General features: G+C 54.6%; 23 protein-coding genes. 17 read left to right on the plus strand and 6 right to left on the minus strand.

The genetic code is table 11. From position 1 onward, the window contains the following. Positions 1–169 precede the first annotated feature (169 nt). Positions 170–1,108, minus strand: a complete 939-nt coding sequence (locus U2949_RS09815; RefSeq protein WP_026482703.1) for a LysR family transcriptional regulator — start codon at positions 1,106–1,108, stop codon at positions 170–172. Positions 1,109–1,561: 453 nt separating this feature from the next. Between U2949_RS09815 and U2949_RS09820 the strand changes: the two genes are divergently transcribed. From U2949_RS09820 to U2949_RS09855, 8 genes are all read left to right on the plus strand, one after another. Beyond that, entirely contained in the window at positions 1,562–2,914 is a 1,353-nt protein-coding gene (locus tag U2949_RS09820; RefSeq protein WP_321287437.1) for a Rieske 2Fe-2S domain-containing protein, read from the plus strand. Positions 2,915–2,917: 3 nt separating this feature from the next. Next, positions 2,918–3,406: a benzoate 1,2-dioxygenase small subunit gene (gene benB, locus U2949_RS09825; RefSeq protein ID WP_026482701.1), complete on the plus strand. Its 489-nt coding sequence runs from the start codon at positions 2,918–2,920 to the stop codon at positions 3,404–3,406. Positions 3,407–3,421: 15 nt separating this feature from the next. Next, positions 3,422–4,429 carry a benzoate 1,2-dioxygenase electron transfer component BenC gene (gene benC / locus U2949_RS09830; RefSeq protein WP_026482700.1) on the plus strand — a complete coding sequence of 336 codons (1,008 nt, stop codon included), beginning with the start codon at positions 3,422–3,424 and terminating at the stop codon, positions 4,427–4,429. A 64-nt stretch (positions 4,430–4,493) separates the two neighbouring features. Next, positions 4,494–5,264, plus strand: a complete 771-nt coding sequence (locus U2949_RS09835; protein WP_321287441.1) for a 1,6-dihydroxycyclohexa-2,4-diene-1-carboxylate dehydrogenase — start codon at positions 4,494–4,496, stop codon at positions 5,262–5,264. A 70-nt stretch (positions 5,265–5,334) separates the two neighbouring features. Then, entirely contained in the window at positions 5,335–6,669 is a 1,335-nt protein-coding gene (locus U2949_RS09840; RefSeq protein ID WP_321287444.1) for an MFS transporter, read from the plus strand. Positions 6,670–6,889: 220 nt separating this feature from the next. After that, positions 6,890–7,510 (plus strand): LysE family translocator, encoded by a 621-nt coding sequence (locus U2949_RS09845; RefSeq protein ID WP_026482697.1) that lies wholly within the window; start codon positions 6,890–6,892, stop codon positions 7,508–7,510. 487 nt (positions 7,511–7,997) lie between these two features. Then, positions 7,998–8,456 carry a PEGA domain-containing protein gene (locus U2949_RS09850; RefSeq protein WP_080655460.1) on the plus strand — a complete coding sequence of 153 codons (459 nt, stop codon included), beginning with the start codon at positions 7,998–8,000 and terminating at the stop codon, positions 8,454–8,456. A gap of 183 nt (positions 8,457–8,639) precedes the next feature. Next, complete coding sequence (locus U2949_RS09855) at positions 8,640–9,677, plus strand: LacI family DNA-binding transcriptional regulator (RefSeq protein WP_321287446.1); 1,038 nt, start codon at positions 8,640–8,642, stop codon at positions 9,675–9,677. On the opposite strand, the gene U2949_RS09860 is transcribed toward U2949_RS09855, so the two are convergent. From U2949_RS09860 to U2949_RS09875, 4 genes are all read right to left on the minus strand, one after another. Continuing rightward, complete coding sequence (locus U2949_RS09860) at positions 9,674–10,378, minus strand: sulfite exporter TauE/SafE family protein (RefSeq protein WP_321287449.1); 705 nt, start codon at positions 10,376–10,378, stop codon at positions 9,674–9,676. The genes U2949_RS09855 and U2949_RS09860 overlap by 4 nt on opposite strands. Then, positions 10,375–11,793, minus strand: coding sequence for an amidohydrolase family protein (locus tag U2949_RS09865; protein WP_321287451.1), 1,419 nt, complete (start codon positions 11,791–11,793; stop codon positions 10,375–10,377). The genes U2949_RS09860 and U2949_RS09865 overlap by 4 nt, the downstream gene beginning before the upstream one ends. 11 nt (positions 11,794–11,804) lie before the next feature. After that, entirely contained in the window at positions 11,805–13,142 is a 1,338-nt protein-coding gene (locus tag U2949_RS09870) for a uracil-xanthine permease family protein (RefSeq protein WP_321287453.1), read from the minus strand. A gap of 472 nt (positions 13,143–13,614) precedes the next feature. Then, on the minus strand, positions 13,615–13,944 hold the full coding sequence (locus U2949_RS09875) for a DHCW motif cupin fold protein (RefSeq protein ID WP_026482692.1): 330 nt from the start codon (positions 13,942–13,944) through the stop codon (positions 13,615–13,617). Positions 13,945–14,140: 196 nt separating this feature from the next. Between U2949_RS09875 and U2949_RS09880 the strand changes: the two genes are divergently transcribed. From U2949_RS09880 to U2949_RS09910, 7 genes are all read left to right on the plus strand, one after another. Continuing rightward, a complete protein-coding gene (locus tag U2949_RS09880; RefSeq protein ID WP_321287456.1) occupies positions 14,141–14,935 on the plus strand; it encodes a hypothetical protein in 795 nt (264 codons plus the stop codon). 146 nt (positions 14,936–15,081) lie between these two features. Continuing rightward, positions 15,082–15,687 carry a hypothetical protein gene (locus tag U2949_RS09885; protein WP_051316196.1) on the plus strand — a complete coding sequence of 202 codons (606 nt, stop codon included), beginning with the start codon at positions 15,082–15,084 and terminating at the stop codon, positions 15,685–15,687. A 221-nt stretch (positions 15,688–15,908) separates the two neighbouring features. Continuing rightward, entirely contained in the window at positions 15,909–16,835 is a 927-nt protein-coding gene (locus U2949_RS09890; RefSeq protein ID WP_009454414.1) for an SPFH domain-containing protein, read from the plus strand. A 14-nt stretch (positions 16,836–16,849) separates the two neighbouring features. Further along, positions 16,850–17,302: an NfeD family protein gene (locus tag U2949_RS09895; RefSeq protein ID WP_026482689.1), complete on the plus strand. Its 453-nt coding sequence runs from the start codon at positions 16,850–16,852 to the stop codon at positions 17,300–17,302. Positions 17,303–17,325: 23 nt separating this feature from the next. After that, a complete protein-coding gene (locus U2949_RS09900) occupies positions 17,326–18,084 on the plus strand; it encodes a class I SAM-dependent methyltransferase (protein WP_080655459.1) in 759 nt (252 codons plus the stop codon). Positions 18,085–18,145: 61 nt separating this feature from the next. Continuing rightward, positions 18,146–18,712 (plus strand): WG repeat-containing protein, encoded by a 567-nt coding sequence (locus U2949_RS09905; RefSeq protein WP_321287459.1) that lies wholly within the window; start codon positions 18,146–18,148, stop codon positions 18,710–18,712. 81 nt (positions 18,713–18,793) lie between these two features. Next, positions 18,794–18,997, plus strand: coding sequence for a putative hemolysin (locus U2949_RS09910; RefSeq protein ID WP_321287461.1), 204 nt, complete (start codon positions 18,794–18,796; stop codon positions 18,995–18,997). A 39-nt stretch (positions 18,998–19,036) separates the two neighbouring features. On the opposite strand, the gene U2949_RS09915 is transcribed toward U2949_RS09910, so the two are convergent. Then, positions 19,037–19,330, minus strand: a complete 294-nt coding sequence (locus U2949_RS09915) for a hypothetical protein (protein ID WP_003800394.1) — start codon at positions 19,328–19,330, stop codon at positions 19,037–19,039. A gap of 258 nt (positions 19,331–19,588) precedes the next feature. Here U2949_RS09915 and U2949_RS09920 point away from each other — a divergent pair, with 258 nt between their 5' ends. After that, a complete protein-coding gene (locus tag U2949_RS09920; protein ID WP_321287463.1) occupies positions 19,589–20,527 on the plus strand; it encodes a carbohydrate kinase family protein in 939 nt (312 codons plus the stop codon). 804 nt (positions 20,528–21,331) lie between these two features. Next, complete coding sequence (locus U2949_RS09925; protein ID WP_026482683.1) at positions 21,332–21,577, plus strand: putative hemolysin; 246 nt, start codon at positions 21,332–21,334, stop codon at positions 21,575–21,577. The last annotated feature ends 226 nt before the right edge of the window (positions 21,578–21,803 follow it).

Consider the following 21,803-nt stretch of genomic DNA (forward strand, 5'->3'; position numbering starts at 1 on the left):
GTGAACGCCGCATCTATCTGGCCTTGCAAGAAGCGTTAACGACGCTTTGCAGGGCCTTTTTGTATTAGTCGGTGACAGCTTTGCCGTCTGACCGTATCAGCACAAGCAGGTGAGGCAGAAGGTTTCGCTGCAGGCCTGAGCAGGCCAGTTGCTCATAGGCTTGCAGCCATCAACAGGGTGGCGGCCCGTTACTCAAGGCGCTGTGTCCCGGAATCAGCCAGGGCGGTTTCTCCGCGTACATTTCCTCAATAAAGGCATGCATCTGGGCGATGTACCAAGAATTGTCGTTTTTCCTGTGGCTGAAAATGATGGGTGAAGTCACTTTCTCGTCGTCAATCAGCCGGTAGACCAGATCACTGCGTATCTGTGCCGCTGAAGGTATCAGGCACAAGCCCACGCCGCCGGCGACCAGTCCCATGGCCGTTTGCAGTTCCAGTACCTCGTGCACTTCGGTGGGAAAGATGGCGTTGTCGTGCAGAATATTCAGCACATGATCGGCAAAGCTGGGGCGCGGGGACTTGGGATACACAATAAAGGCGTGATCAGCAATGACCTGCAAGGACACCGGCCCCCGGTCCTTGGCCAGGTCAATCTTGGGCGGGATCGCCAGTACCAGGCGTTCTTCACGCAAGACAGTGCGGCACACCGCGCTGTCATGAATACGCACACGCCCAAATGCAATATCAATACGTCCGGCGCGCAATGCGGCAATTTGCTGGCTGGAGGTCAGCTCCAGAAAGTGAAAGCGGATATCCGGGTAGGCGTGGCGGAACTTCTGAATCAGGATAGGCAGACCGCCGTACAAGGTGGAAGCTACAAAGCCTATCGACAATTGCGGGCGTTGGTTCAGACCGACTTCGGTGGTCGCCGCTTTCATGACCTCCACACGATTGAGCAATTGCAGGGATTGCTCGTAAAAGATGCGGCCCGCCTCGGTCAGTTGCAGGGGGCGGCTTTCGCGTGACAGCAGCAGGACATTGAGTTCTTGTTCCAGCAACTGAATCTGTCTGCTGAGCGCAGGTTGGGCAATGTGCAACTGCTCGGCAGCGCGAGTGAAATTGCGCGCTTTGGCGACCGCAACAAAGTAGCGGATTTGTTTCAAGTCCATATGCTTTGCCCGTGGTCCAGGTCCAGAAAATCCGGACCAATATATCACCTATCTCGACCATCCAAGCTTCAAACATATACCTGACAAGCTCTAGGGTTAACGATAGGTTTTGTTTTTCATGCCCTGCAAGCTGCTGATTTTATTGGAAAAAAAACAAACTATAGCATTTTGCTATAGAGCGGGACCGATATTGTATTGGAAGCCTGCTGGAGCAAAGACTGTAATGAACGTCATGCAGAACAGCCCCGAATTTTCTTGTGAAAGTGGGCTGGGCAATATCGGCCCGACGGTGTCCCTATCGGGTTTGAATCAGGCTCAAGGCTAAGTCAGCAATACGCTGCCACGAGTCAGTCCGGTCTCAATCCGGAGCGATTTTTCTTTTCTATCACGCGTACTTGCTATGCCTTCATGGGCATGGGCAGGGACGGCTGCAACTCTCATAAAGGCCACATTATGTCAGTCCTTATGGATAAAACCAAAGATATCAGGCACTTGCTTGATACCGCCCTGGAAGAAAACAAAGAAACAGGCGTGTATCGCTGCCGTCGTGACATCTTCACGAATCCGGATTTGTTCGAGCTGGAGATGAAGCATATTTTTGAAGGCAATTGGGTCTACCTGGCGCATGAAAGCCAGTTGCCCAATGTGAATGATTACTTCACTACGTATATCGGTCGTCAGCCCGTGTTTTTGACGCGTGGTAAAGACGGTGGCTTGAATGCCTTTATCAATGCCTGTGCTCACCGTGGCGCCATGTTGTGCCGCCGCAAGCATGGCAATAAAGGCAGCTTTACCTGTCCTTTTCATGGCTGGACTTTCAATAACGCGGGCAAGCTGCTCAAGGTCAAGGACGAAAAGAGCACCCAGTATCCCGAGCAGTTCAATACCGAAGGCTCGCACGATTTGAAGCGTGTTGCGCGCTTTGAGAACTATCGCGGTTTCCTGTTTGGCAGCCTGAATCCGGATGTGGTGTCTCTGGACGAGTATCTGGGTGAAACCAAAGTCATCATCGATCAGATCGTCGATCAAGCCCCCGAAGGCCTGGAAGTGCTGCGCGGTAATTCTTCCTATATTTACGACGGCAACTGGAAGCTGCAGATGGAAAACGGGGCGGATGGCTACCACGTCAGCAGCGTGCACTGGAATTACTCCGCCACCATGGGCCGCCGCAAAGAGGGCGGCACGCAAGCGGTGGATGCGAACGGCTGGAGCAAGAGCCTGGGTGGCGTGTATGGCTTTGATTACGGTCATATCTTGCTGTGGACCAAGACCATGAATCCAACCGTGCGTCCGGTCTACGAGCACCGCGAGGAGCTGAAGCAGCGTTTGGGCGAGGACCGTGCCGAGTTCATCGTCAACCAGACCCGCAATCTGTGCCTGTACCCGAACGTCTATTTGATGGATCAGTTCTCTACCCAGATTCGGGTAACGCGTCCTATCAGTGTGGACAAGACTGAAGTCACGATTTACTGCTTTGGCCCCAAAGGGGAAAGCGCTGAGCAGCGTGCCATCCGTATCCGTCAATACGAAGACTTTTTCAACGTGTCCGGCATGGGAACGGCAGACGATCTGGAAGAGTTCCGCGCCTGTCAGGAAGGCTATGCCGGTATTGCGGCGCCCTGGAATGATTTGAGCCGAGGTGCGCCTTTGTGGGTGCACGGGCCGGATGAGAATGCCACAGCCATGGGCATGAAGCCTTTGATCAGTGGCGGACGTAGTGAAGATGAAGGCTTGTTTGTCTGCCAGCACGAGTACTGGGCCAAGACCATGAGCCAGGCGTTAAAAGCAGAAAACGGGGAGGCCTAAACCATGAACGCAACGTATCACTCAATTTGCGCCTTCCTGTATCGCGAAGCCCGCTTGCTGGACGATCGCCAGTGGGATGAATGGTTGGAGTGCTATAGCCCCAACGCTCAGTACTGGATGCCTTGCTGGGACGATGATGATCAGCTGACCGAAGATCCGCATAGCGAGATTTCCTTGATCTTCTATCCCAACCGTAACGGTCTGGAAGATCGAGTGTTCCGCATCAAGACCGAGCGCTCCGGTGCCTCCACCCCTGAGCCGCGTACCGCTCACATGCTCAGCAATATCGAGATTCTGGCCGAGCGCGATGGGCAGGTGGACGTCCGCTACAACTTTTTGACGATGAACCATCGCTACCGGGTGACGGATCAGTTCTTCGGCACCATTTATCTGACTTTGTCGTCTCAGGATAAGGGCTGGTTGATCGAGCAAAAGAAGGTAGTGCTAAAGAACGACTACATCCGTCAAGTGATTGATGTGTATCACATTTAAAGCTGGGGGTTAGTCGTGAACAGCTATCGTATTGCGCTGAATTTTGAGGACGGCGTCACCCGTTTCGTGGACTGTGGGGAACACGAAAAAGTGCTGGATGCCGCGTATCGCCATCAGATCAATCTGCCTATGGATTGCTCGGACGGGGTGTGCGGCACTTGTAAATGTCAGGCCGAAAGTGGTCAGTATGAGCAGGGCGATGACTATATCGAGGATGCCCTGACGCAAGAGGAAGCGGACAAGGGTTTGGTTCTGACCTGCCAGATGATCCCCAAGTCGGACTGCGTGATTGCCGTGCCGATTTCATCGGGTGTGTGCAAGACGGCCGTGGCCAAGTGGCAGGGGCAGGTATCGGAATGCCGTCAGTATGAGGATGCGGCTTACGAACTGAAGATTGATGCGACTGATGAAGCCTTGCCTTTCCTGCCTGGGCAGTACGTGAATATCACGGTGCCTGGCGGACAGGCGCATCGCTCCTATTCCTTCAGCTCTGCGCCGGGAGAGCCGCGTTTGAGTTTCCTGATCAAGCAAGTGCCGGGCGGCCTGATGAGTTCCTGGCTGGCGGCGCAGCCGCTAGGCCAGCAGGTGGAAATGACCGGGCCTTTGGGCAGTTTTTATCTGCGACAGGTGACGCGCCCCTTGTTGTTCCTGGCTGGCGGCACGGGCCTGGCTCCGTTCTTGTCCATGCTGGAAGTCCTGGTCAAGCAAGGCTGTACGCAGCCTGTGCATCTGGTCTATGGCGTCACCCGTGATCAGGATCTGGTGATGCTGGCAGAGTTGGAGTCCTATACCCAGCGTTTGCCCGGCTTTAGCTACACCACCTGCGTGGTGGACCCGCAATCCAGCCATGAGCGCAAAGGCTACGTGACCCAGCATCTGGATCCGGCGCATTGGCATGAAGGGCAGGTGGATGTCTACCTGTGCGGGCCGCCACCCATGGTGGATGCCGTCAGCCAGTTCATTGATGCGCAAGCCCATGCTCCCGCGAATTTCTATTACGAAAAATTCATCACCAGCCAATAAAGGTATTCAGGCAGCGCCCCTATGCTGGGCGCCCTGTGCTGGTTGACTCCTACAAGGAAAGATCATGAATGCGCCTCTGCGTTTTCATCAAAAAGTGGCCATTGTGACGGGCGCGGCCCAAGGCATTGGCCGTCGCGTTGCCGAGCGCTTGCAGGCTGAAGGAGCCTGGGTGCTGGCCGTAGACCGATCCGAGCTGGTGCGGGAACTGGCCAGCGAGGCGGTCCTGACGCTGGAAGTGGATCTGGAAACCGTTGAAGGCGCTCAGGCTGCAGCCCAGGCGGCGCTGGATAAGTGGGGGCGTATTGATATTTTGATCAATAACGTCGGGGGCACGATCTGGACCCGCCCATACGAGCACTACACGCCGACGCAGATCGAGGCCGAGATACACCGCTCCCTGTTTCCAACCCTGTGGTCCTGTCATGCCGTGTTGCCCAGCATGCAGGCGCAGGGCAGTGGGGCCATTGTGAATGTGTCCTCGATTGCCACTCGCAGCATCAACCGCGTGCCTTACGCAGCGGCTAAAGGGGGCGTCAATGCCTTGACCGCCTCATTGGCTTTTGAGAATGCCCAGCGCGGCATTCGGGTCAATGCTGTTTCACCCGGCGGGACCGAGGCACCGCCACGGCGCATTCCTCGCAATACCCAGAACCAGGAAGATCCCCAGGAAGCGATCTGGTATCAGCAGATTGTCGATCAGACCGTGGCCAGCAGTTTGATGAAGCGTTACGGCAGCCTGGATGAACAGGCCGCCAGCATTTTGTTTTTGGCCTCCGACGAGGCTTCGTATATCACCGGCACTGTCTTGCCAGTAGGAGGCGGCGACCAGGGCTGATCAATCGATGCACGCGGCTGGTAGAGCGAAGGGCATCAAGACAAAAAACTCCATTTGGGGGAGACAAATCATGAAAACACTAGACGTTAATGAAGTGATTGAGCAGGCGCGCTTCGGGCGCTTTCACTGGATGGTGATGAGCCTGTGTGCCTTGTTGCTGATATTCGATGGCTATGACCTGTTCATTTACGGCGTGGTCTTGCCGGTGCTGATGGACGAGTGGAATTTGACGCCGGTGCAAGCCGGAGCCTTGGGTAGCTACGCCTTGTTTGGCATGATGTTTGGCGCTTTTGTGTTCGGGCCGTTGGCAGACAAGATTGGCCGTAAAAAGGGCGTGACGATCTGCTTTGCCTTGTTCAGTCTGGCTACCTTCCTGAATGGCTTTGCGAGCTCACCGACCGAGTTTGGTGTGTATCGCTTTCTGGCCGGCCTGGGCTGCGGCGGCTTGATGCCTAACGCCGTGGCCTTGATGAATGAGTATTCGCCCAAGCGTTCGCGCAGCACTTTGGTCGCCATCATGTTCAGCGGGTATTCATTGGGTGGCTTGTTGTCGGCAGCGATTGGCATCTACATGCTGCCTCGCTTTGGCTGGCAGTCCATGTTTTTCTGTGCAGCCATTCCGTTGTTGCTGCTGCCTTTTATTGTCTGGAAACTGCCGGAGTCGCTGGCGTTTTTGATGCGTCAGGGGCAAGAGGAAAAAGCACGCCGCATTGTGCAGACCTTGGCTCCTGAATTGGGCGTGTCCCATGATACCGTCTTGACCTTGCATGAGCAGAAAAAGGCGGGCGTGCCCATGCTGGATCTGGTCAAGGAAGGGCGCTTGCTAGGCACCTTGATGATTTGGCTGGCGTTTTTCTGCTGCCTCTTGATGGTCTATGCCCTGGGTTCCTGGTTGCCAAAATTGATGGCCAACGCGGGCTATAGCCTGGGTTCCAGCCTGTCCTTCCTGGTGGCCTTGAACCTGGGCGGCATGTTTGGTGCGATTCTGGGTGGTTGGCTGGGGGATCGTTTCAGCTTGCCTAAAGTGGTGGCCTGGTTCTTTTTGGTGTCGGCCGTGTCCATTACCTTGCTCGGTTTCAAGAGCCCGACTCTGGTGTTGTACGTCTTGATCGTGATTGCCGGTGCCACCACGATTGGTACGCAGATTCTGCTGTACGCCAATACGGCGCAGTTCTATCCCTTGTCCATGCGCTCCTCGGGTTTGGGCTGGGCGTCGGGAGTGGGGCGAATCGGTGCGATTGCCGGGCCTTTCCTGGGCGGCACGCTAATGGCGGCCAAGTTGCCCTTGCAGATGAACTTCATGGCTTTTGCCGTGCCGGGTGTCGTGGCGATGCTGGCTTTCCTGATGTTTATGGTGTCCTTGCGTTCATCGCCCAAAGTGGTGCTGAATGCCGTGGTCGGTTAAGAGCGCTGAAACCGGTAGGACAGGTGAGGGCGCCATCATGCCAAGTTCACATCCGGTTTGAGCCGTACCTATAGATTCCGGGCCGTTATACTTGCTCTTCCTGGCAGTTTCTTGATTTTAAAGCTGCCAAGAGTAAAGTTTATCTACACCGTTTTTCAATCGACCAATGCCAGCCTTTCAAATTGAATGGCTGGCATTATCTATGGAGCCTGCCGGAATCATGACCGCTAGTAGTCTTTTGTTGTTTCTGCCCGCCTGTTTTGCCCTGAATATGGCTTTCGGACCCAATAATCTGCTGTCCATGACGGTAGGGGCGAAGCAAGGGGTGTCGACTGCCATGGTAGCGGCCATGGGGCGTTTGGTCGCCTTTGCCATCATGATTGTGGTGGCGGCCTTGGGAATGGGAACCTTGTTGATGGTTTCGGAGACGGCCTTTACCGTGGTCAAGCTTGCGGGAGCGGCGTATCTGATCTGGCTGGGTATCAAGGTGCTGCGTGCCAGTAGCAAAACATCAGCAGAGCAAACCGAGGTGAGCAAAAAAGATATCTGGGGCCTGGTGCGCCAGGAGTTCTTTGTGGCTATCGGCAATCCTAAAGCCATTCTGATCTTCACCGCCTTCTTCCCGCAGTTTGTAGATAAGAACAACTATTGGGCCAGCTTCATGACACAGGGTGCGATTTTCCTGCTGCTGGAAGTGATCGCGATTGCGGCGTATGCCTATGTAGGCACTCGTTTGTCTGGCGTGATGCAAAATGCGCGTGGTCTGCGTTGGGTGAACCGTATTAGCGGCAGCATGATGATAGGTTTTGGCGTGATCCTGGCCATGGCTCGACGCTCCTGATGTAAGCCCCGATCTGGCGGCACAAGTCGGAAAATAAAAGGCTCTCCTTGCGAGGGCCTTTTTGATGTTTCTATTTGTACAGGGTAAACACTGAATATGCTATTTAGTACTTGAAGTTTGTAAATTTTTTGTTAGGATAAAAATTCGTTCTAGGCTTTCTCGATTAAATGAACAGCAGGAGGTTTGGATATGAATGACACGCCCATGAACTGGCCCAGTGATTTTCCGAGCAAACACGATTCAATATAAAACCTCAAAAAAAACGGAGACCGTTAACTAGCCAGGCCGCCCTAAGGGCGGCTTTTTCATTGGCGCCTTATTGTTCTGGTTTTTAGATCGATATGCCTTTAGATTGAGCTGGCTGTTTATTGATAATGTTCAAATTCTGAATCGTGCAAGACTGGGAAATTTCACAGGGCTACTTTAAATTAAGTTTTATTGCGTTTTAATGCATTGGGTAGTGTAGAAAAATACGGAGCAGAAAAGAATGAATTGCATCAAGGCCTTGTTTGTTTTGTGTTTTTCCCTACTTCTTGGTGCTTGCTCCAGTATTGCCGTTACTTATCATAGCGACCCCGAAGGAGCTACTGTTGTTTGTAATGGCAGTGTCTATGGCGAGACACCACTGACAATTAGCTACAAGCTTAGGGATGTGGATAAACGCCTGGGCATTCTTTACACAGACCCTTGTTATGCGCAGTGGCTCAGCGGATACCGGGTCTCGTATACCAATCGGGTGCCTCTACCGCCGATTCCGGTTTTCGGCTATCAAATGGCTAAACGGCCTCTGGGTGACGGCTATGCACAAGATGCGGATTACGGTTTGCGTGTGCAGACGCTGCGTCAGATGCGGGAGCAGCAAGAAGAAAACCGCAGATTGATGCAAGCTCAACTGCGAGAGCAGCGTAAAACCAATTGTCTGCTGGAGGGGAAGTCGAAATGTTAGTGTCCCCTTGGGTAGGTATTAACTTGTAATATTGCCTCTGAGCGAGCTTGGCCAATTACTCTGGTCAAGACTCTTTGTTTTTAAATTTGGCTGATCTTGGCTGATCCACAGTTTTGCTCTACGTAAACAAGCTCCCAGCGCTATGCTATTTTCCTCTCTTTCCCTTTTCTGACTGATCCAGCCTTGCCACGTTCCTCTGCTACCCCCTCTCGTCGTATCACCATCCGCGATGTCGCCAAAGCGGCAGGGGTGTCTTTGACTACGGTTTCGCATGCCTTGAATGACAGAGGGGTGGTGGACCCGTTAACGCGTGCCAAGGTCAAACAGATCGCGGCTGATATGGGCTATAGGCCCAATGTACGAGCGCAGCGTTTACGCTCGGGGGCGGCCAACAGTATTGCCCTGGTATCGTCCATGCCTTTTGCCGTGTCGGGCGGCGTTTCGCGTCTGGGCTTCATGATGGAAGTGGCGGGTATTGCGGCCGAGGCAGCCATGCGCCGCGGTCTGGCTCTGGTGTTCGTGCCGCCCTTGGAAAATGCCCAGGCCTTTCTTGAAGGTCTGGATATTGATGGGGCGATTCTGTTGGAGCCCATGACGGACGATCCCAATGTGCGCTTGTTACAGGAGCGTGGCGTGGCCTTGGTGTCGATTGGGCGTCAAGGCGGTAGCGTAGACAGCATTCCCTTTATTGATCTGCAATCGACCGCAACCGCGCATTTGTTATTGAATCACTTGTGGGAGCAAGGACGGCGACGTATCGCCCTGGTACAAAGCAGTGCTGCACGTGACTCTTATGCCAGCCATAAGAAGGCTTATGAGAACTTTGCCGCAGCGCACGCCATGCCGGTGCGCTATATGCAGGTAGAGGAAAGCTTGGGTGAAGCCGGTGGATTTGATGCCTGCACCCGGCTTTTGACACAGTATCCCGATACGGATGCCTTGTGTGTGCCTGTGGATGCCTTTGCAGTTGGGGCCTTGGCGGCTGTGCAGCAGGCCGGTTTGCGTGTCCCGCAGGATGTAATGATCGCCACCCGCTACGATGGCTTGCGTGCGCGTACCGCGGAACCGGCGTTGACAGCTGTGGATCTTCATCTGGAACAAGTGGCCACCCTGGCGGTAGAACTGCTGTTCGAGCATCTATCGGGTGATAAGAGCCGCCTGTCGGCTTTGGGCCCAAAGCCGGAACTTCGGGCCCGTGCCTCTACACAGCTGGACGATTAAGTCAGCATGACGGCCAGACCGGAGACGGTCGCAAACACCAGAACCCCGATGCGCAAACGGCGTTGATCCAGCTTGTGATGCACCAGGCTGCTCAAGCCCATCCCCAACAGCAATGCGGGCAGGCACAACACGGCGTAGCTCAGGTGGGACCACTGTAGCGCGCCGGAGATACCTAGCACGGCCAGCGAAATCACTTCTCCCACCAGAAAGCACAGGGCGACTGTCGAGCGCAAGGTAGCGACAGGGGCGTGCTGGTACACCAGAGCCAAAGGTGGGCCACCAATGCCGGTGGCGGTTTCAGTGATGCCGGTGACCAGGCCTGTAGCAATAAAGGCCTTCTTGCCGGGCGTGAAGCTGGGGGCCAGGACCGATGCCAGCACGGCCAGCAAGGTACTGATACCGACGAACTGGTTTAACCAGTAAGTCGACAGCACCAGCAAAATCCCCAAACCGGCAAAAGTCCCTGCAAAACGTCCGACGGTGATCCAGCCCGCGCCGCTGCGGTCGATCGCTCCGCGTTCACGCCAGGCAACATAGGCGTTTAACGGCAGCATCAGGAACAGGAGCGCTCCTGGTATGGCCTCGGGATGAACCAAAGCCAGTACCGGGACTACGATCAGGGCAAAACCCATACCGCTGGCGCCTTGAATAAAGGCACCCGCCAGCACGGAGGCAAAAGCAATCAGCAAACCAACTGTCATGCCAAGGCCTTTTCTTGCTCGGCGTGACGAGCCAGATGCTCGGTGGATGGGGCATGCAGCTTGCGGATATCCGATTGCGCAACCGCATGGCGAGCCAGCTCACGCACTTCTTCCAGCAAGGGCAGGGGATCCCAATCCACAGGCTGACCTTCCCACAGACGCAGCTTGCCTTGGACAACGACAGCCCGAATCTGATCGCGAGCAGCAACCCGAACCAGTTCCCAAGGAAGATCCCAGGAGGGTGTCATCTCAGGTACTTGCAGGTCGACCACCAGGAAGTCGGCTTGAGCACCCACCCGAATCTGCCCGGTTTGCGCGCCCAGACCTATCACTTCAGCGCCACCTCGGGTTGCCATATCCAACCAGGTCCAACCCGCGCCGCAAGAAGAGTCACCCACCATCATGCCGAAGGCAAAGCGTTGTGCAGCTTCGCCATAGTCAATCATGCGGAAGGCATCGCTGCGAGTGCCGTCCGTCCCCATGCCCAGACGTATGCCTTGAACGCGCATGGCTTCGGCAGGAGCGACGGCATTGCCCTTCCAGGCGCTGGCAACCGGGTTGTAGGAAACGGCAGCGTTCAAATCAGCCAGCAGCCGGATTTCGCTGGGGGTAACCAAGGTGGCATGGGCCAGCAAGGAGGCCGAACCCAGGGCACCAATATGGGCAAGATGCTCGATCGGGCGACGACCATGGGCATTCAGGGAACGCTCCACCGCGACCAAATGCTCGTTGGCATGGGTCTGGAATACACGGCCAGCTTCTTCGCTCATGGAATAGATACGATGCAACATCGCATCACTGGCGGCTTCGGGAATAGAGATAGCCAGTGAAGGGCTGATCAAAGCATGGTGCTCCCATTGCTGAAGATGGGCCTGGGCGCGAGCCACAATAGGCTCCGCGTCCAATAGTACCGCGCCGTGCCTGTCGTTGCAGATCAGGCCCAGAACGCAGCGTATACCTACGTCTGTGGTGGCTTGCACAATCGCGTCCAGATCCTCGGTCGATCGCGTGCCAGCGTCGCAAACCGTCGTGAAACCGCCCCGCAAGGCTTCCAGTGCCGACAGCTTGCTGGAGGCATACAGATGGCGTGCATTCAAGGTGCTTTCCAGCGGCACCCAGACCCGGCGGAAAATTTCCGAGGGTTCGCCATATACCAACGACTTTCCATATGACTGGGTGACGTGATGATGTGCATCGACAAAACCGGGCATCAGCAAATGGCCGGGCAAGCTCAGACGTGGCAGTCCAGGGTGACGGACGGCTATCTCTTCTACCGTGCCAATATCGCTGAAGCGACCTTCTTCAATCAGTACAGCGTGTCCGCTGACAGGTCCTTGCGGCAGCAAGAGGTGTTCGGGTTCCAGAATGCGGGCCTGAGCCAGGTCGTGGGATTGGAATAAAGAAGCGTGATTCATGGCACAGCTCATCAAGAATGTTGAAGGGGGGCGGTTTTGGGCGAGCGCTGGCCGACGTGAATGAACAGGTAGTTCAAAACAGCCGCCGTCAGAGCACCCATGGCAACGCCGTTGGACAAGAGCAATCGCACTTGGGAGGGAAGTTGGTCGTAAATGCCGGGAACGACGATGGGCAGCAAACCGACCGCCAGGGCCGTGGCAACCACATACATGGCGGCATGGCCGCGCAGGTCTACCTTGCGCAACATGTCTATGCCCATGGTGCCGACAATGGCAAAGACCACCAGCCCGGTTGCGCCAATGACAGAGGCAGGAATGACGCTGATCAGCGCGGATAGCGGCGAGAACACACCAAACAGAATCAGGAACAGTCCACCGACGGCCGTGACATAGCGGGAGCGCACTTGGGTCGCGCGAATGATGCCAATGTTTTCACCACTGGTAATGATCAGCGAGGTCCCGAAAATACCACCCAGCAAAGAAGCCAGCCCGTCGCCACGGATCGTATTAGGCACTTGTGCCTGTTGTTCCGCCTCGTTTTCCTTGCCCAGGACCTCATTCAAGGCAATGGTCTGGCCAGTGGCTTCCACCATGGAAATCAAGCTGAACAACAGCAGTGGCAAAGCGGCGATCAGATCAAAGTTGGGCGGGCCAAAGGGGAAAGGCGATGGCAGGGCCAGCAGCGGGCCACTGTCCACGCCGCTCAAGCTGATGTCGCCCATCAAGGCAGCGGACAAGGCGCCCACAATCAAGCCCAGCAAGATGGCCAACTGGCGGCACATGCCCTTGAGCAAACGGGCAAACAGCACGGTAGACACAATGGTGATCAGGGCCAGCAGCAAATTGTCGGTGTTACCGAAATTGGCCGAGCCGGGTGTGCCGGCAATCAGCTTGCCGGAGATCTGCGCCAGGTTGATGGCAACCAGCAGCAGCATGACGCCGATCACCAGCGAGGGGAAGTAACGCAAGAAGCGTTTGAAGATGGGGACGATCAGAAAGTACAGCAGGGCGGACAGAATCACCGCCCCGGAGGCGGTGGGCAGATCGGTTTGTTGCGCGATCAGAATGAACAGGATGATGGGCGCACCACCGGGCAACATCACAAACGGCAGCTTGGCGCCTATGCCGGCTGGGCCAAAGGATTGAATCAAGGTGCCTATGCCACAGACCAGAAAGGTGGCGCTCAGCAGTTGAGTGGTCAGGGCAGCATCAAAGCCCAGGGCCTTGCTCATCAAGAACACGGCGGCGATAGGGGAAGCGGCCATGACCAGTACGTGTTGCAGCCCGAAGGCAATCATGCGCTGAAGGGAATACAGCTCATCCACTTGCGCAGTGGGGGTGTCTTTCATCAGTGTCTCCTGTGCTGCATTGTCAGGTGCTAAAGAGCCTGTTGCAGTCCTTTAGGTTTTTATCGAATTTATGAGTAAAACGATTTGGTTTTGATTTTATGCTTAACCAAAACGTTTTGGTAGTGTATTTGTGCTTGGCTGAAAAGTCGATGCGCAAATCAAATAAGGATTATTTCTGCAGGCTGAACTAGCCTGTTGGAGGCAGAGGCAGAGGCAGAGGCAGAGGCAGAGGCAGAGGCAGAGGCAGATGCAGAGCGGGGCATTGGGCAGCTTGCCTGGCGATCTTATGCAGATGCAGGACGCGGCATGGTGAGGGCCACCGTTACGGGGAGTGAGGCGATCGCCGTTTTAAAAAGCGGGAGGGGCAAATTATGAGGCGTAGATGACAAAAATGAACGTCAGCACAGAGGGATTGTTTACCCTTTAGATAGCCAGTTCCGACCATCTAAAGGGTGTTTTTACGTAACAGGCTTTAATCCACGATGTAGAGTTTGGCGCCCGTCTGGGTGGAAGAACGGTGCGGCTCGGCATTGTCAGCCACATGGTAAGACTGTCCCGGCTCCAGGGTGAAGCGGCGTCCGTCTTCCAGTTCGGTGTCCAGCCGGCCTTCCAGACACAGCAACATATGGCCTTTTACACACCAGTGGTCGGCTAGATAACCGGGGCTGTATTCCACCATGCGTACGCGAATGGGGCCAAATTGCTGGGTGCGCCACAGAGCCATGCCTGTTTCGCCTTTGTGTTCTGTAGGAGTAATGTCGGACCAGTTAACGGTGCAAAAGGGTAGGTTCTGAATATCCATACTTGCGTCTCGTGAGAAGGAATGATGTTCATAGTAGGCCGGTTTGTGAGGCTTGGTTTGCTGCCTTACTGATTTTTCCTGATACAGGCGATTTCAATTTAGAAATTTGCTGACGTCACAAACGCAGAGAGATCAGGAATACTCGCGCTCAACAGGGGCTTGTCATGGCACTTGTACTGACAAAAAGGGGAAGCGCATGAGTCTGTCTCAATCAACATTATTCGCACGTCATCGTGGGCGGTGGAGCGTGCTGGCGGCTGCTTTGTTGCTATCGGCTTGCAGCAGTTTGCCTCAACAATCGGCACAGCGTGAGGCGGTCTCTGCGGCAGCCCCACAGACGGCCTCGACTTTGGGTACGCAATGGGGAGAAGGGCGTGAGTCACGAGCTTATTCGGTCCAGGCTCAGCGCGTCGAGCCTCTGCGTGATGAGCTGCAATTAGCCTATTCTGATGAACGCAGTATTCGCCAGGCTTTGGGCCAAAACCTGGATGCCCAGCGCAGTATTTTGCTGGATCAAGGCAAGGTGGAATTGTCTGTGCATGATGGGCGCGACACGCCTTTGACGATTTTCAGCAGCATCGGGCAGAAAAACCATCAGCTGGCAGGCAAGGCAGGGGAACGTTACGTTCTGGTCTATACCAATCGCAGCGCTACGTCTTATGAAATCATCACTACGGTAGATGGTCTGGATGTCTTGTCGGGCAAGCCGGGCAGCCGCAGCTATAACGGCTATCTCTTGCAGGCCGGGGCCGTCTTGCGCATCGAGGGCTTTCGTAAAAGTGCTGACGAAGTGGCCGCTTTCCGCTTCTCCGGCAAGGATAGAGCCTATGCAGCGAACACCTTGGCGGGTGACAAACGCAATATCGGTGTGATCGGTACGGTGCTTTACGAAGTGCGTCCGGTGACTCCGGCTCCAACTGCCGGGCAGTCGCCCAATCCTTTTCCTGCTGACAAAGGCAATGGGCAATACGCGCCTGCGCCGCGTTATTAAGGCTTGACCGTTTCCTTCGGCAAAAGAGCAGTCTGATTTTGACGAAGGGACGAAAGATAATCACGCAAATATCAGGGCTCTTAGCGGGAAATTACGCGCTTGGAGCCCTGCAATGACTCTGTTAAGGTGTGCCAGGATTAGCCACTTTGCAAGGACAGCGCGTGTCGCCAGAGTTGATCCATCCAGAGCATTTTGTCCACGTACGTATCATCATTGGCATGGTGCTGGGTATCAGCATTTCCAGACTGATCGTAGGCGTCTCTGAATTCATCCAACACCCCAAAGCCAAGCGTATTTATCCCATTCATCTGGGGTGGGTGCTGTATCTGTTCCTGACGATTATCCATTTTTGGTGGTATGAGTTCAGTCTGGTGAAAGTGCAGGTCTGGTCTTTTCAGCTGTATTTTTTCCTGATTCTGTATACCTGTGTTTTTGCCATCATGGCGTCCTTGCTGTTTCCGTCCAATATGGAGGAATACCGGGGGTTCGAGGATTATTTCCAGACCCGGCGGCGCTCGCTTTACGGCTTTTTTGTGCTGATTCAGGTCATGGATCTGGTCGATACAGCTATTAAAGGAAAAGAGTATTTCTTGTCGCTGGGTGTGGAATACCCCTTGCAGCAAGCCGTGTTCATTGTCATGGGTCTGATCGCCATGGTGGTGCCCAGCAAGCGCTATCAGGCGGCCTTGGTGGTGCTGACGATAGTCTATAAAGGGCTGTGGATTTTCCGTTTGTACGATATTTTGAATTGAGTCAGCCGCTCGTTTTTTGGTTCTGTCTGTCCTTAAAGGCGCAACGGTTTTCTCCGGCTGCGCCCCTTTCGTCTAGCTTGTCCGCATTTCTCTTTAGCTCCTGCCCGGTCAAATGGGGCATGAATAGGCTATAGGGCGGTCAAACATCCGCTTTAGCAGATCTGTCATTAAGGCTGGGCTAGAATCGCTTTTTTAGTTGTGTTCTTGGAGATGGTGACGACATGAGTGGCTCCTTTACTTTTGTGGTGATGTTGGCGTTCTTGGCTGTGGTCGTGGTGATGGCTGGGGTCAAAGTTGTGCCTCAGGGCCAGCAATGGACGGTCGAGCGCTTTGGTCGCTACACCCGCACCCTGACGCCGGGCTTGTCCTTGCTGGTCCCTTTTATGGACCGCGTGGGCCGCAAGCTCAAAATGATGGAATCCGTGCTGGATGTTCCCTCGCAAAATGTGATTTCCCGCGACAACGTGGCCGTGACGGCTGACGGTGTCGTGTTTTATCGCATCGACAATGCCGCCCAGGCTGCCTATGAAATTGATCACCTGGAAATGGCGATTGTGAACCTGACCACCACCAACTTGCGTTCGGTCCTGGGTTCGATGGAACTGGATCACATGCTGTCCAATCGCGAAGTGATTAACGATCGCCTGCTGGCAGCGGTGGATGCAGCGACGACACCTTGGGGGGTGAAAGTTACCCGTGTGGAAATCCGTGATTTGAATATGGCTCCCGAGTTGCAGGAAGCCATGAACCTGCAGATGACGGCTGAGCGTCATCGTCGTGCTGCCGTGACCAAGGCCAGCGGCCAGAAAGAAGCCGAAGTGCTGCAGGCCGAAGGCGAGAAGCAAGCGGCTGTGTTGCGTGCCGAGGGTGAAAAGCAATCCGCTATCTTGCGTGCCGAAGCGCGTGAGCGTGAAGCCGAGGCCGAAGCCCGTGCAACCCGCGAAGTGTCCGAAGCCATCAAGAGCGGTGATGTACAAGCCCTGCAATACTTTGTGGGCCTGAAGTATGTGGAAGCCTTGCGTGATGTGGGCACGGGCCCCAATAGCAAGCTGGTGCTGATGCCTTTGGAGGCCAGCGGCATTACCGGTGCGGTGGCAGGTGTGACCGAGCTGCTCAAGACCACCGGCAGCAAGTTGGGACAAGGCTAAGCGGATAGCTGGAGGTGCTGATCTTGTCATTCATTTTTGATTCCTTTTGGTACTGGCTGGTGTCTGGCGTCGTGCTGATCGCTGCCGAGGTCGTCATCTCTGGCGTTTATCTGCTGTGGCTGGGTTTGGGGGCTTTGACGGTGGGCTTGTTTGCCGCCGCCTGGCCGGATGCTCCCTCCTGGTTGCAATGGTTGATTCTGGCCGTGGCGATGTTGGGGTGGGTGGTCGTTGGTGTGCGTTGGCAACGACGCAGCCGGGCCAATCAGCCTGATATTTTGAATACCGGCTTGAGCGCCTATGTGGGGGCTCGCGCGCAGGTCAGCGAAAGCTTTGTGAACGGCCGGGGACGTATTCGGCTCAACGATAGTTATTACAGTGCCACAGCGACCCAAAATCTGGAGCAGGGCGCTGCGGTTGTGGTCTTGGCGGTGGAAGGCGCCGAAATGCGTGTTCAGGCTGTTGAGTAAGACAAATAGCAGGATGTAGAACAATGATGAACAATCGCTATGGCAAGCTGGCTTCTTTGGTGTATCACCTGGATAAGCCGGTAGGACGCTCTTTCGGGGATGTGGAGTACTACCTGGAGCGCTTGCAGGGCACAAGCGGGCCCATTCTGGAACCCGCAGTAGGAACAGGGCGCATTCTGATTCCCTTGTTGCAGGCGGGGCTGGATATCAGCGGCTTCGATCTGTCGCAGGAAATGCTGGATTATTGCCAGCGTGAATTGGGACTGCGGTCTTTGAATACGAAGCTTCAATTGGCGGGCTTTACGGACTTTACGGCACATCGTCCTTTGGAGGCGATTGTGGTGCCGGCTGGCTCTTTTCAGCTTCTGGATTCGTTTGAGCAAGGCATGGCCGCGCTAAGCCGTTTTCATGCCAGCCTGAAGCCAGGTGGACGGCTGTTGCTGGATCTGGACCCGGTGGCGGCGATTGTGAGTGTGCAGTCTGGTATGCGGACCTGGTCAGCTCCTCCGCATGGGCTGATTACCCTGAATGCCACAGCCCTGGAAAAAGACTACTGCGCTCAGGTGACTCGCGAAATGCATCGTTACGAGCTGTGGGAGCATGGTGTCTTGCTGGAAACCCAGCTGGAACAGTTCTCGCTGCGGTGGTGGGGTGTTCAGGAGCTGCGCATGGCGCTGGAGCAGTTGGGATTTGGCGAGATCGTCATTTCTGGCGGGTATCAGTATGGCAAGACGCCTCAGGATACTGACGGGATTATTTCGTTTGAAGCGCGCAAGCTGTAAGACTGGGACTGGGACTGGGACTGGGACTGGTGCCAGTAATCGTATTAGTGTGGTGGCCAAGGTGGAAACTGTACGCGATATGAGCAATGGCATAGGTTCATTCGTGGATACTGGTACGGCAACGGCAACGGCAACGGCAACGGCAACGGCAACAGCAACAGCAACAGCAACAGCAACAGCAACGGTAATTGCAGGGTTGCAAGCTGCTGGACTGGGATCCGGGCGTAGGGTTGTTTCAACCCTGCCCGTTTTGATGTTGGCGCTACTGCCTGCATTTGTCCCCGTCGCTCAAGGGCAAAGCCTGATACAGGATGAACAAGGCTGGGTTTATGTGAATGAGAAGGGCGCAGCAGTTCTGCGCCCCTTTATTTACGACAATGGCCCTGATTATTTTGAAGAAGGTCTGGCCCGTTTCGTCGCCAAGGGGAAGATGGGCTTTCACGAACAGTCACTGCAAATCTGGACTCCGGCCCGTTATGATTTCGCCTCTCCCTTTGTAGATGGCAAAGCCAAGGTCGGCATGGATTGCAAGCTCATTCCACACGGTGAACACCGTTCAGTTCACTGCCAGCACTGGGAAAATATTTCCAATCCTTTGACAGCACCAAAAGATCAGCCTGAAAATTAGTCCGCACACAGTACACTGCAGTACAGAATTTATCCGGAGAACACGATGAAGAAATGGTGAATCCTGGGACTGGTCGGCGTCTTGTCTGCTTGCGCCAATCAAGCCTCGACACAGCCACCCGTGGGTATTGCCAATCCGGCCTCGGCTTATTGCGTGGAGAAGGGCGGGCGTTTGGATATCGTCAACACACCAACAGGGCAAGTGGGCATGTGCACCTTGCCGGATGGCACGGTGATCGAGGAGTGGGAGCTGATGCGCCGTGACCACCCTTCGGCAAAGTCCTGATGCCAGATCATAAAAGCCAGCTATTTGCTGGCTTTTATATTAGCGTTCGATACGGACCTCAAAGTACGCTTCGGACTCGCCCAGATCACGAAAGCCATCACTCATGGCGCGCGTGGCGGCGGCAATCCATTTTTTGGCCAGGGCAATGTCTTCCCCGGACAATTCCGTCTCCGCCGTTTCTTCGGCCAGTTGCCACGCTCGATAGGCCTGGACCACGGCCTCCGGGCCTTGCATGACTTTTTCTAAGCTGCGGCGAAAACGCTCCTCAGCCTCGCGGCGGCCGCGTTCGGTGATATCGGAAGGAGCGTCGTGCAAAGTGATGGTATAGGACATGATGCTTCTTTTTTGCTGTATGGATGAACAGTAATTTAGCACGTCTTTTTATCTTGAGCCAGATTTTTGTGATGTCTGTTGCATCAACTATTAGTCGGCTTCTTCTGAGCCCACAGACAGGTTGAAAAGATGTGTGCGCTTGTTCGGCTTTGCACGGCTCCCCCAGCCCTGATTTTCCACCATAGACTATCTGCTTGCGCCCGTGGGTATACTGCTCCAAGCAGATTCATGCTCTCTTTTTCATGGCCGAGGTTCAGGGTGCAGCTTGTAGCGATTGGCAGTATTACCGTTGATATTGTGGTCTCAGGCATGCCAGCCGAGCTGGCGCGTGGCGACAAACAGGAAGTGGGCTCGATCGACTTGTATCCAGGTGGTGGGGCGCTTAATGCGACAGCCAGCTTCATGGAGCAAGGAGAATCGGTTCGGCTGCTTGGGGCACTGGGTCGAGACGGCCTGGGTGATCGTTTGCGTGCACATATCGAGCAGTTGGGGATTGATGTCAGCAGCATGCAGGTCTGTTCTGATGAGCCCACAGGTAAAGCCATCGTTCTGGTTGAGCCGTCCGGGAGTGCTTCGGTGCTGGCGCGACGTGGGGCAAATGCCTGCCTGCGTGTTCAGGCTCAAGATCTGCAAGCGGACCTGATTTATGTGGCTCCCTTGGCCTTGCAGCCTATGGAAAGTTTGGCGCAGGCCTTGGCAGACAGAAATGATACTTCGGCCTGCCTGGTAGTGAATCCCAGTGTGGCGTGTTTGCAGCATCAAGATCAGGGGTTCAAGCAGGTCTACGCACGAGCAGATGTGCTGGGCTTGAATGCGGTAGAGGCCCAAATGCTGGCAGGCGTTCAGGGTGCCGATATTCAGCTGGAGCTATCGATTCAGGAAGCGTGCGAGCTGGCTACGCGTCTGCAACACCATTCTCAACAAGCCTTGCTGATCACCTTGGGTGTCCAGGGGGCGGTGTTGGCTGTTAATGGTCAGCAGTATGTGGAACCTGCGTGCAAGGTGGCGGTGTGCTCAACGGTGGGGGCAGGAGACGCCTTTTTATCCAGCTTTGCCCTGGCCTGGAAAAGGGGGCTGGAGCCATCAGAAGCCCTAAAGTTGGCTAGCCAGGCAGCGGCGGCACGATTAGGGCAGTGGGCGGCCAATACCTTTCCGCCCATGTTCGGACAAGACGCAGCACAAGCTCTGACTTTGTAAATACCAAAAGCACAGCAAAACAAATCACAAAGGGGAGAGGATATGGCAGCCACTATCATTATTATTGGCTTGTATCTGCTGGTGACAGTCCTGCTGGGAGTCACACTCTGTTATACCCGTCCCAGGACATGGAAGCGTGATACGGCTTTATTAATGATTACCCCCTTGGCTGTCCCTGTGGTTTACGCCATTTTTACAATGCTCAATGGATAGGTGGCGGGCACAAAACGTCTTTTCCTGGCCTTTTGTTGCATGTTATGCACTTTTGCGAAGATTTTTGCCGCAAAAGTAAGCTTATGTAGCCTAATCCTAGTCTTTGTGTTGTCTCTGTGTCGGATCTTGACAATCGTTGACTTCATGTTCTGAAGGTGGCCCGCTACCATACTCTCAAGCTTGTTTTAGTTGGGACTTTGGGATGTACGCCATGATTAATGCCTCGAATCTGATCGATTATGTACCTATGGTATTAATGCTGGCTGGCTGCGGTATTTTGGGCTTTATTTTGTTGTCTTTTTGGCTGCATCGCTCTTGATCTACACCCAGCCTTGTCGTGCTTTGCAATAAAGCACTGATATTTACGCTTGATTTCAGTAGCTTCTTTTACTTGACGTGTTGCTTTTGCTGCACGCTCGCCTTCGCACACTTTTCATATCAAACAAGTGTAGTAAGCTACTTCCACGATCTGTTTCGCGACCAGCGCTTGATGGTTTTAACCCTGCGCTAACAGCAGACGCGGCCTGGGCAGTCTTCATCTCGAATGACTTGTCAGGCATCAGCAAACATCAGGTCAAGGAGAAGGAAATCATGTTTTTCCGCTTAGTTTCTGCCTGCGCAGGTTCTTTGATGTTGTCGGCATGCGCCAGCTCCACCCAAACGGCCACCAAACCAGTCGGGCAGGCCAACCTGGCTTCCACTTTTTGTCAGCGCATGGGCGGACAAACCATTGTTCATGAAAGTGGGCGTGGTGCCTATGGAACCTGCTTGATGAAAGATGGTTCGGAGTCCGAAGAATGGGCCTTTTACCGTAGCTGGTATCCCCGGATGGACTGAATTCTTTGTCAAATGTGGTTTTTGTGGCGATACAACGCCGCGATAGCGGGCGAAGGTGATAAACTTATCCAATCAAATGTGTTATTTGGGAAGCAGAATCTTATGAACTCAACGCGAACTACCCGTCGGCAAATCTAGCCGTGGCCGCGTAGCGTTTCGTTTGCTTTCCAAGAACGTTCAATTCAAAAGCGCGGCTTTTTCAAGGCCGCGTTTTTTATTTCAGGAA

The organism is Alcaligenes phenolicus, from assembly GCF_032063905.1.
GTDB lineage: Bacteria > Pseudomonadota > Gammaproteobacteria > Burkholderiales > Burkholderiaceae_B > Alcaligenes > Alcaligenes phenolicus.

What these genes read in the sequence shown, in the direction of transcription:
- U2949_RS09900 (WP_080655459.1), top strand. Translation starts at nt 17,326, where the DNA reads ATGATGAACAATCGCTATGGCAAGCTGGCTTCTTTGGTGTATCACCTG.
- U2949_RS09845 (WP_026482697.1), top strand. Translation starts at nt 6,890, where the DNA reads ATGACCGCTAGTAGTCTTTTGTTGTTTCTGCCCGCCTGTTTTGCCCTG.
- U2949_RS09875 (WP_026482692.1), bottom strand. Translation starts at nt 13,944, where the DNA reads ATGGATATTCAGAACCTACCCTTTTGCACCGTTAACTGGTCCGACATT.
- U2949_RS09820 (WP_321287437.1), top strand. Translation starts at nt 1,562, where the DNA reads ATGTCAGTCCTTATGGATAAAACCAAAGATATCAGGCACTTGCTTGAT.
- U2949_RS09835 (WP_321287441.1), top strand. Translation starts at nt 4,494, where the DNA reads ATGAATGCGCCTCTGCGTTTTCATCAAAAAGTGGCCATTGTGACGGGC.
- U2949_RS09890 (WP_009454414.1), top strand. Translation starts at nt 15,909, where the DNA reads ATGAGTGGCTCCTTTACTTTTGTGGTGATGTTGGCGTTCTTGGCTGTG.
- benB (WP_026482701.1), top strand. Translation starts at nt 2,918, where the DNA reads ATGAACGCAACGTATCACTCAATTTGCGCCTTCCTGTATCGCGAAGCC.
- U2949_RS09880 (WP_321287456.1), top strand. Translation starts at nt 14,141, where the DNA reads ATGAGTCTGTCTCAATCAACATTATTCGCACGTCATCGTGGGCGGTGG.
- U2949_RS09860 (WP_321287449.1), bottom strand. Translation starts at nt 10,378, where the DNA reads ATGACAGTTGGTTTGCTGATTGCTTTTGCCTCCGTGCTGGCGGGTGCC.
- U2949_RS09925 (WP_026482683.1), top strand. Translation starts at nt 21,332, where the DNA reads ATGTTTTTCCGCTTAGTTTCTGCCTGCGCAGGTTCTTTGATGTTGTCG.
- U2949_RS09870 (WP_321287453.1), bottom strand. Translation starts at nt 13,142, where the DNA reads ATGAAAGACACCCCCACTGCGCAAGTGGATGAGCTGTATTCCCTTCAG.
- U2949_RS09865 (WP_321287451.1), bottom strand. Translation starts at nt 11,793, where the DNA reads ATGAATCACGCTTCTTTATTCCAATCCCACGACCTGGCTCAGGCCCGC.
- U2949_RS09915 (WP_003800394.1), bottom strand. Translation starts at nt 19,330, where the DNA reads ATGTCCTATACCATCACTTTGCACGACGCTCCTTCCGATATCACCGAA.
- U2949_RS09840 (WP_321287444.1), top strand. Translation starts at nt 5,335, where the DNA reads ATGAAAACACTAGACGTTAATGAAGTGATTGAGCAGGCGCGCTTCGGG.
- U2949_RS09815 (WP_026482703.1), bottom strand. Translation starts at nt 1,108, where the DNA reads ATGGACTTGAAACAAATCCGCTACTTTGTTGCGGTCGCCAAAGCGCGC.
- U2949_RS09850 (WP_080655460.1), top strand. Translation starts at nt 7,998, where the DNA reads ATGAATTGCATCAAGGCCTTGTTTGTTTTGTGTTTTTCCCTACTTCTT.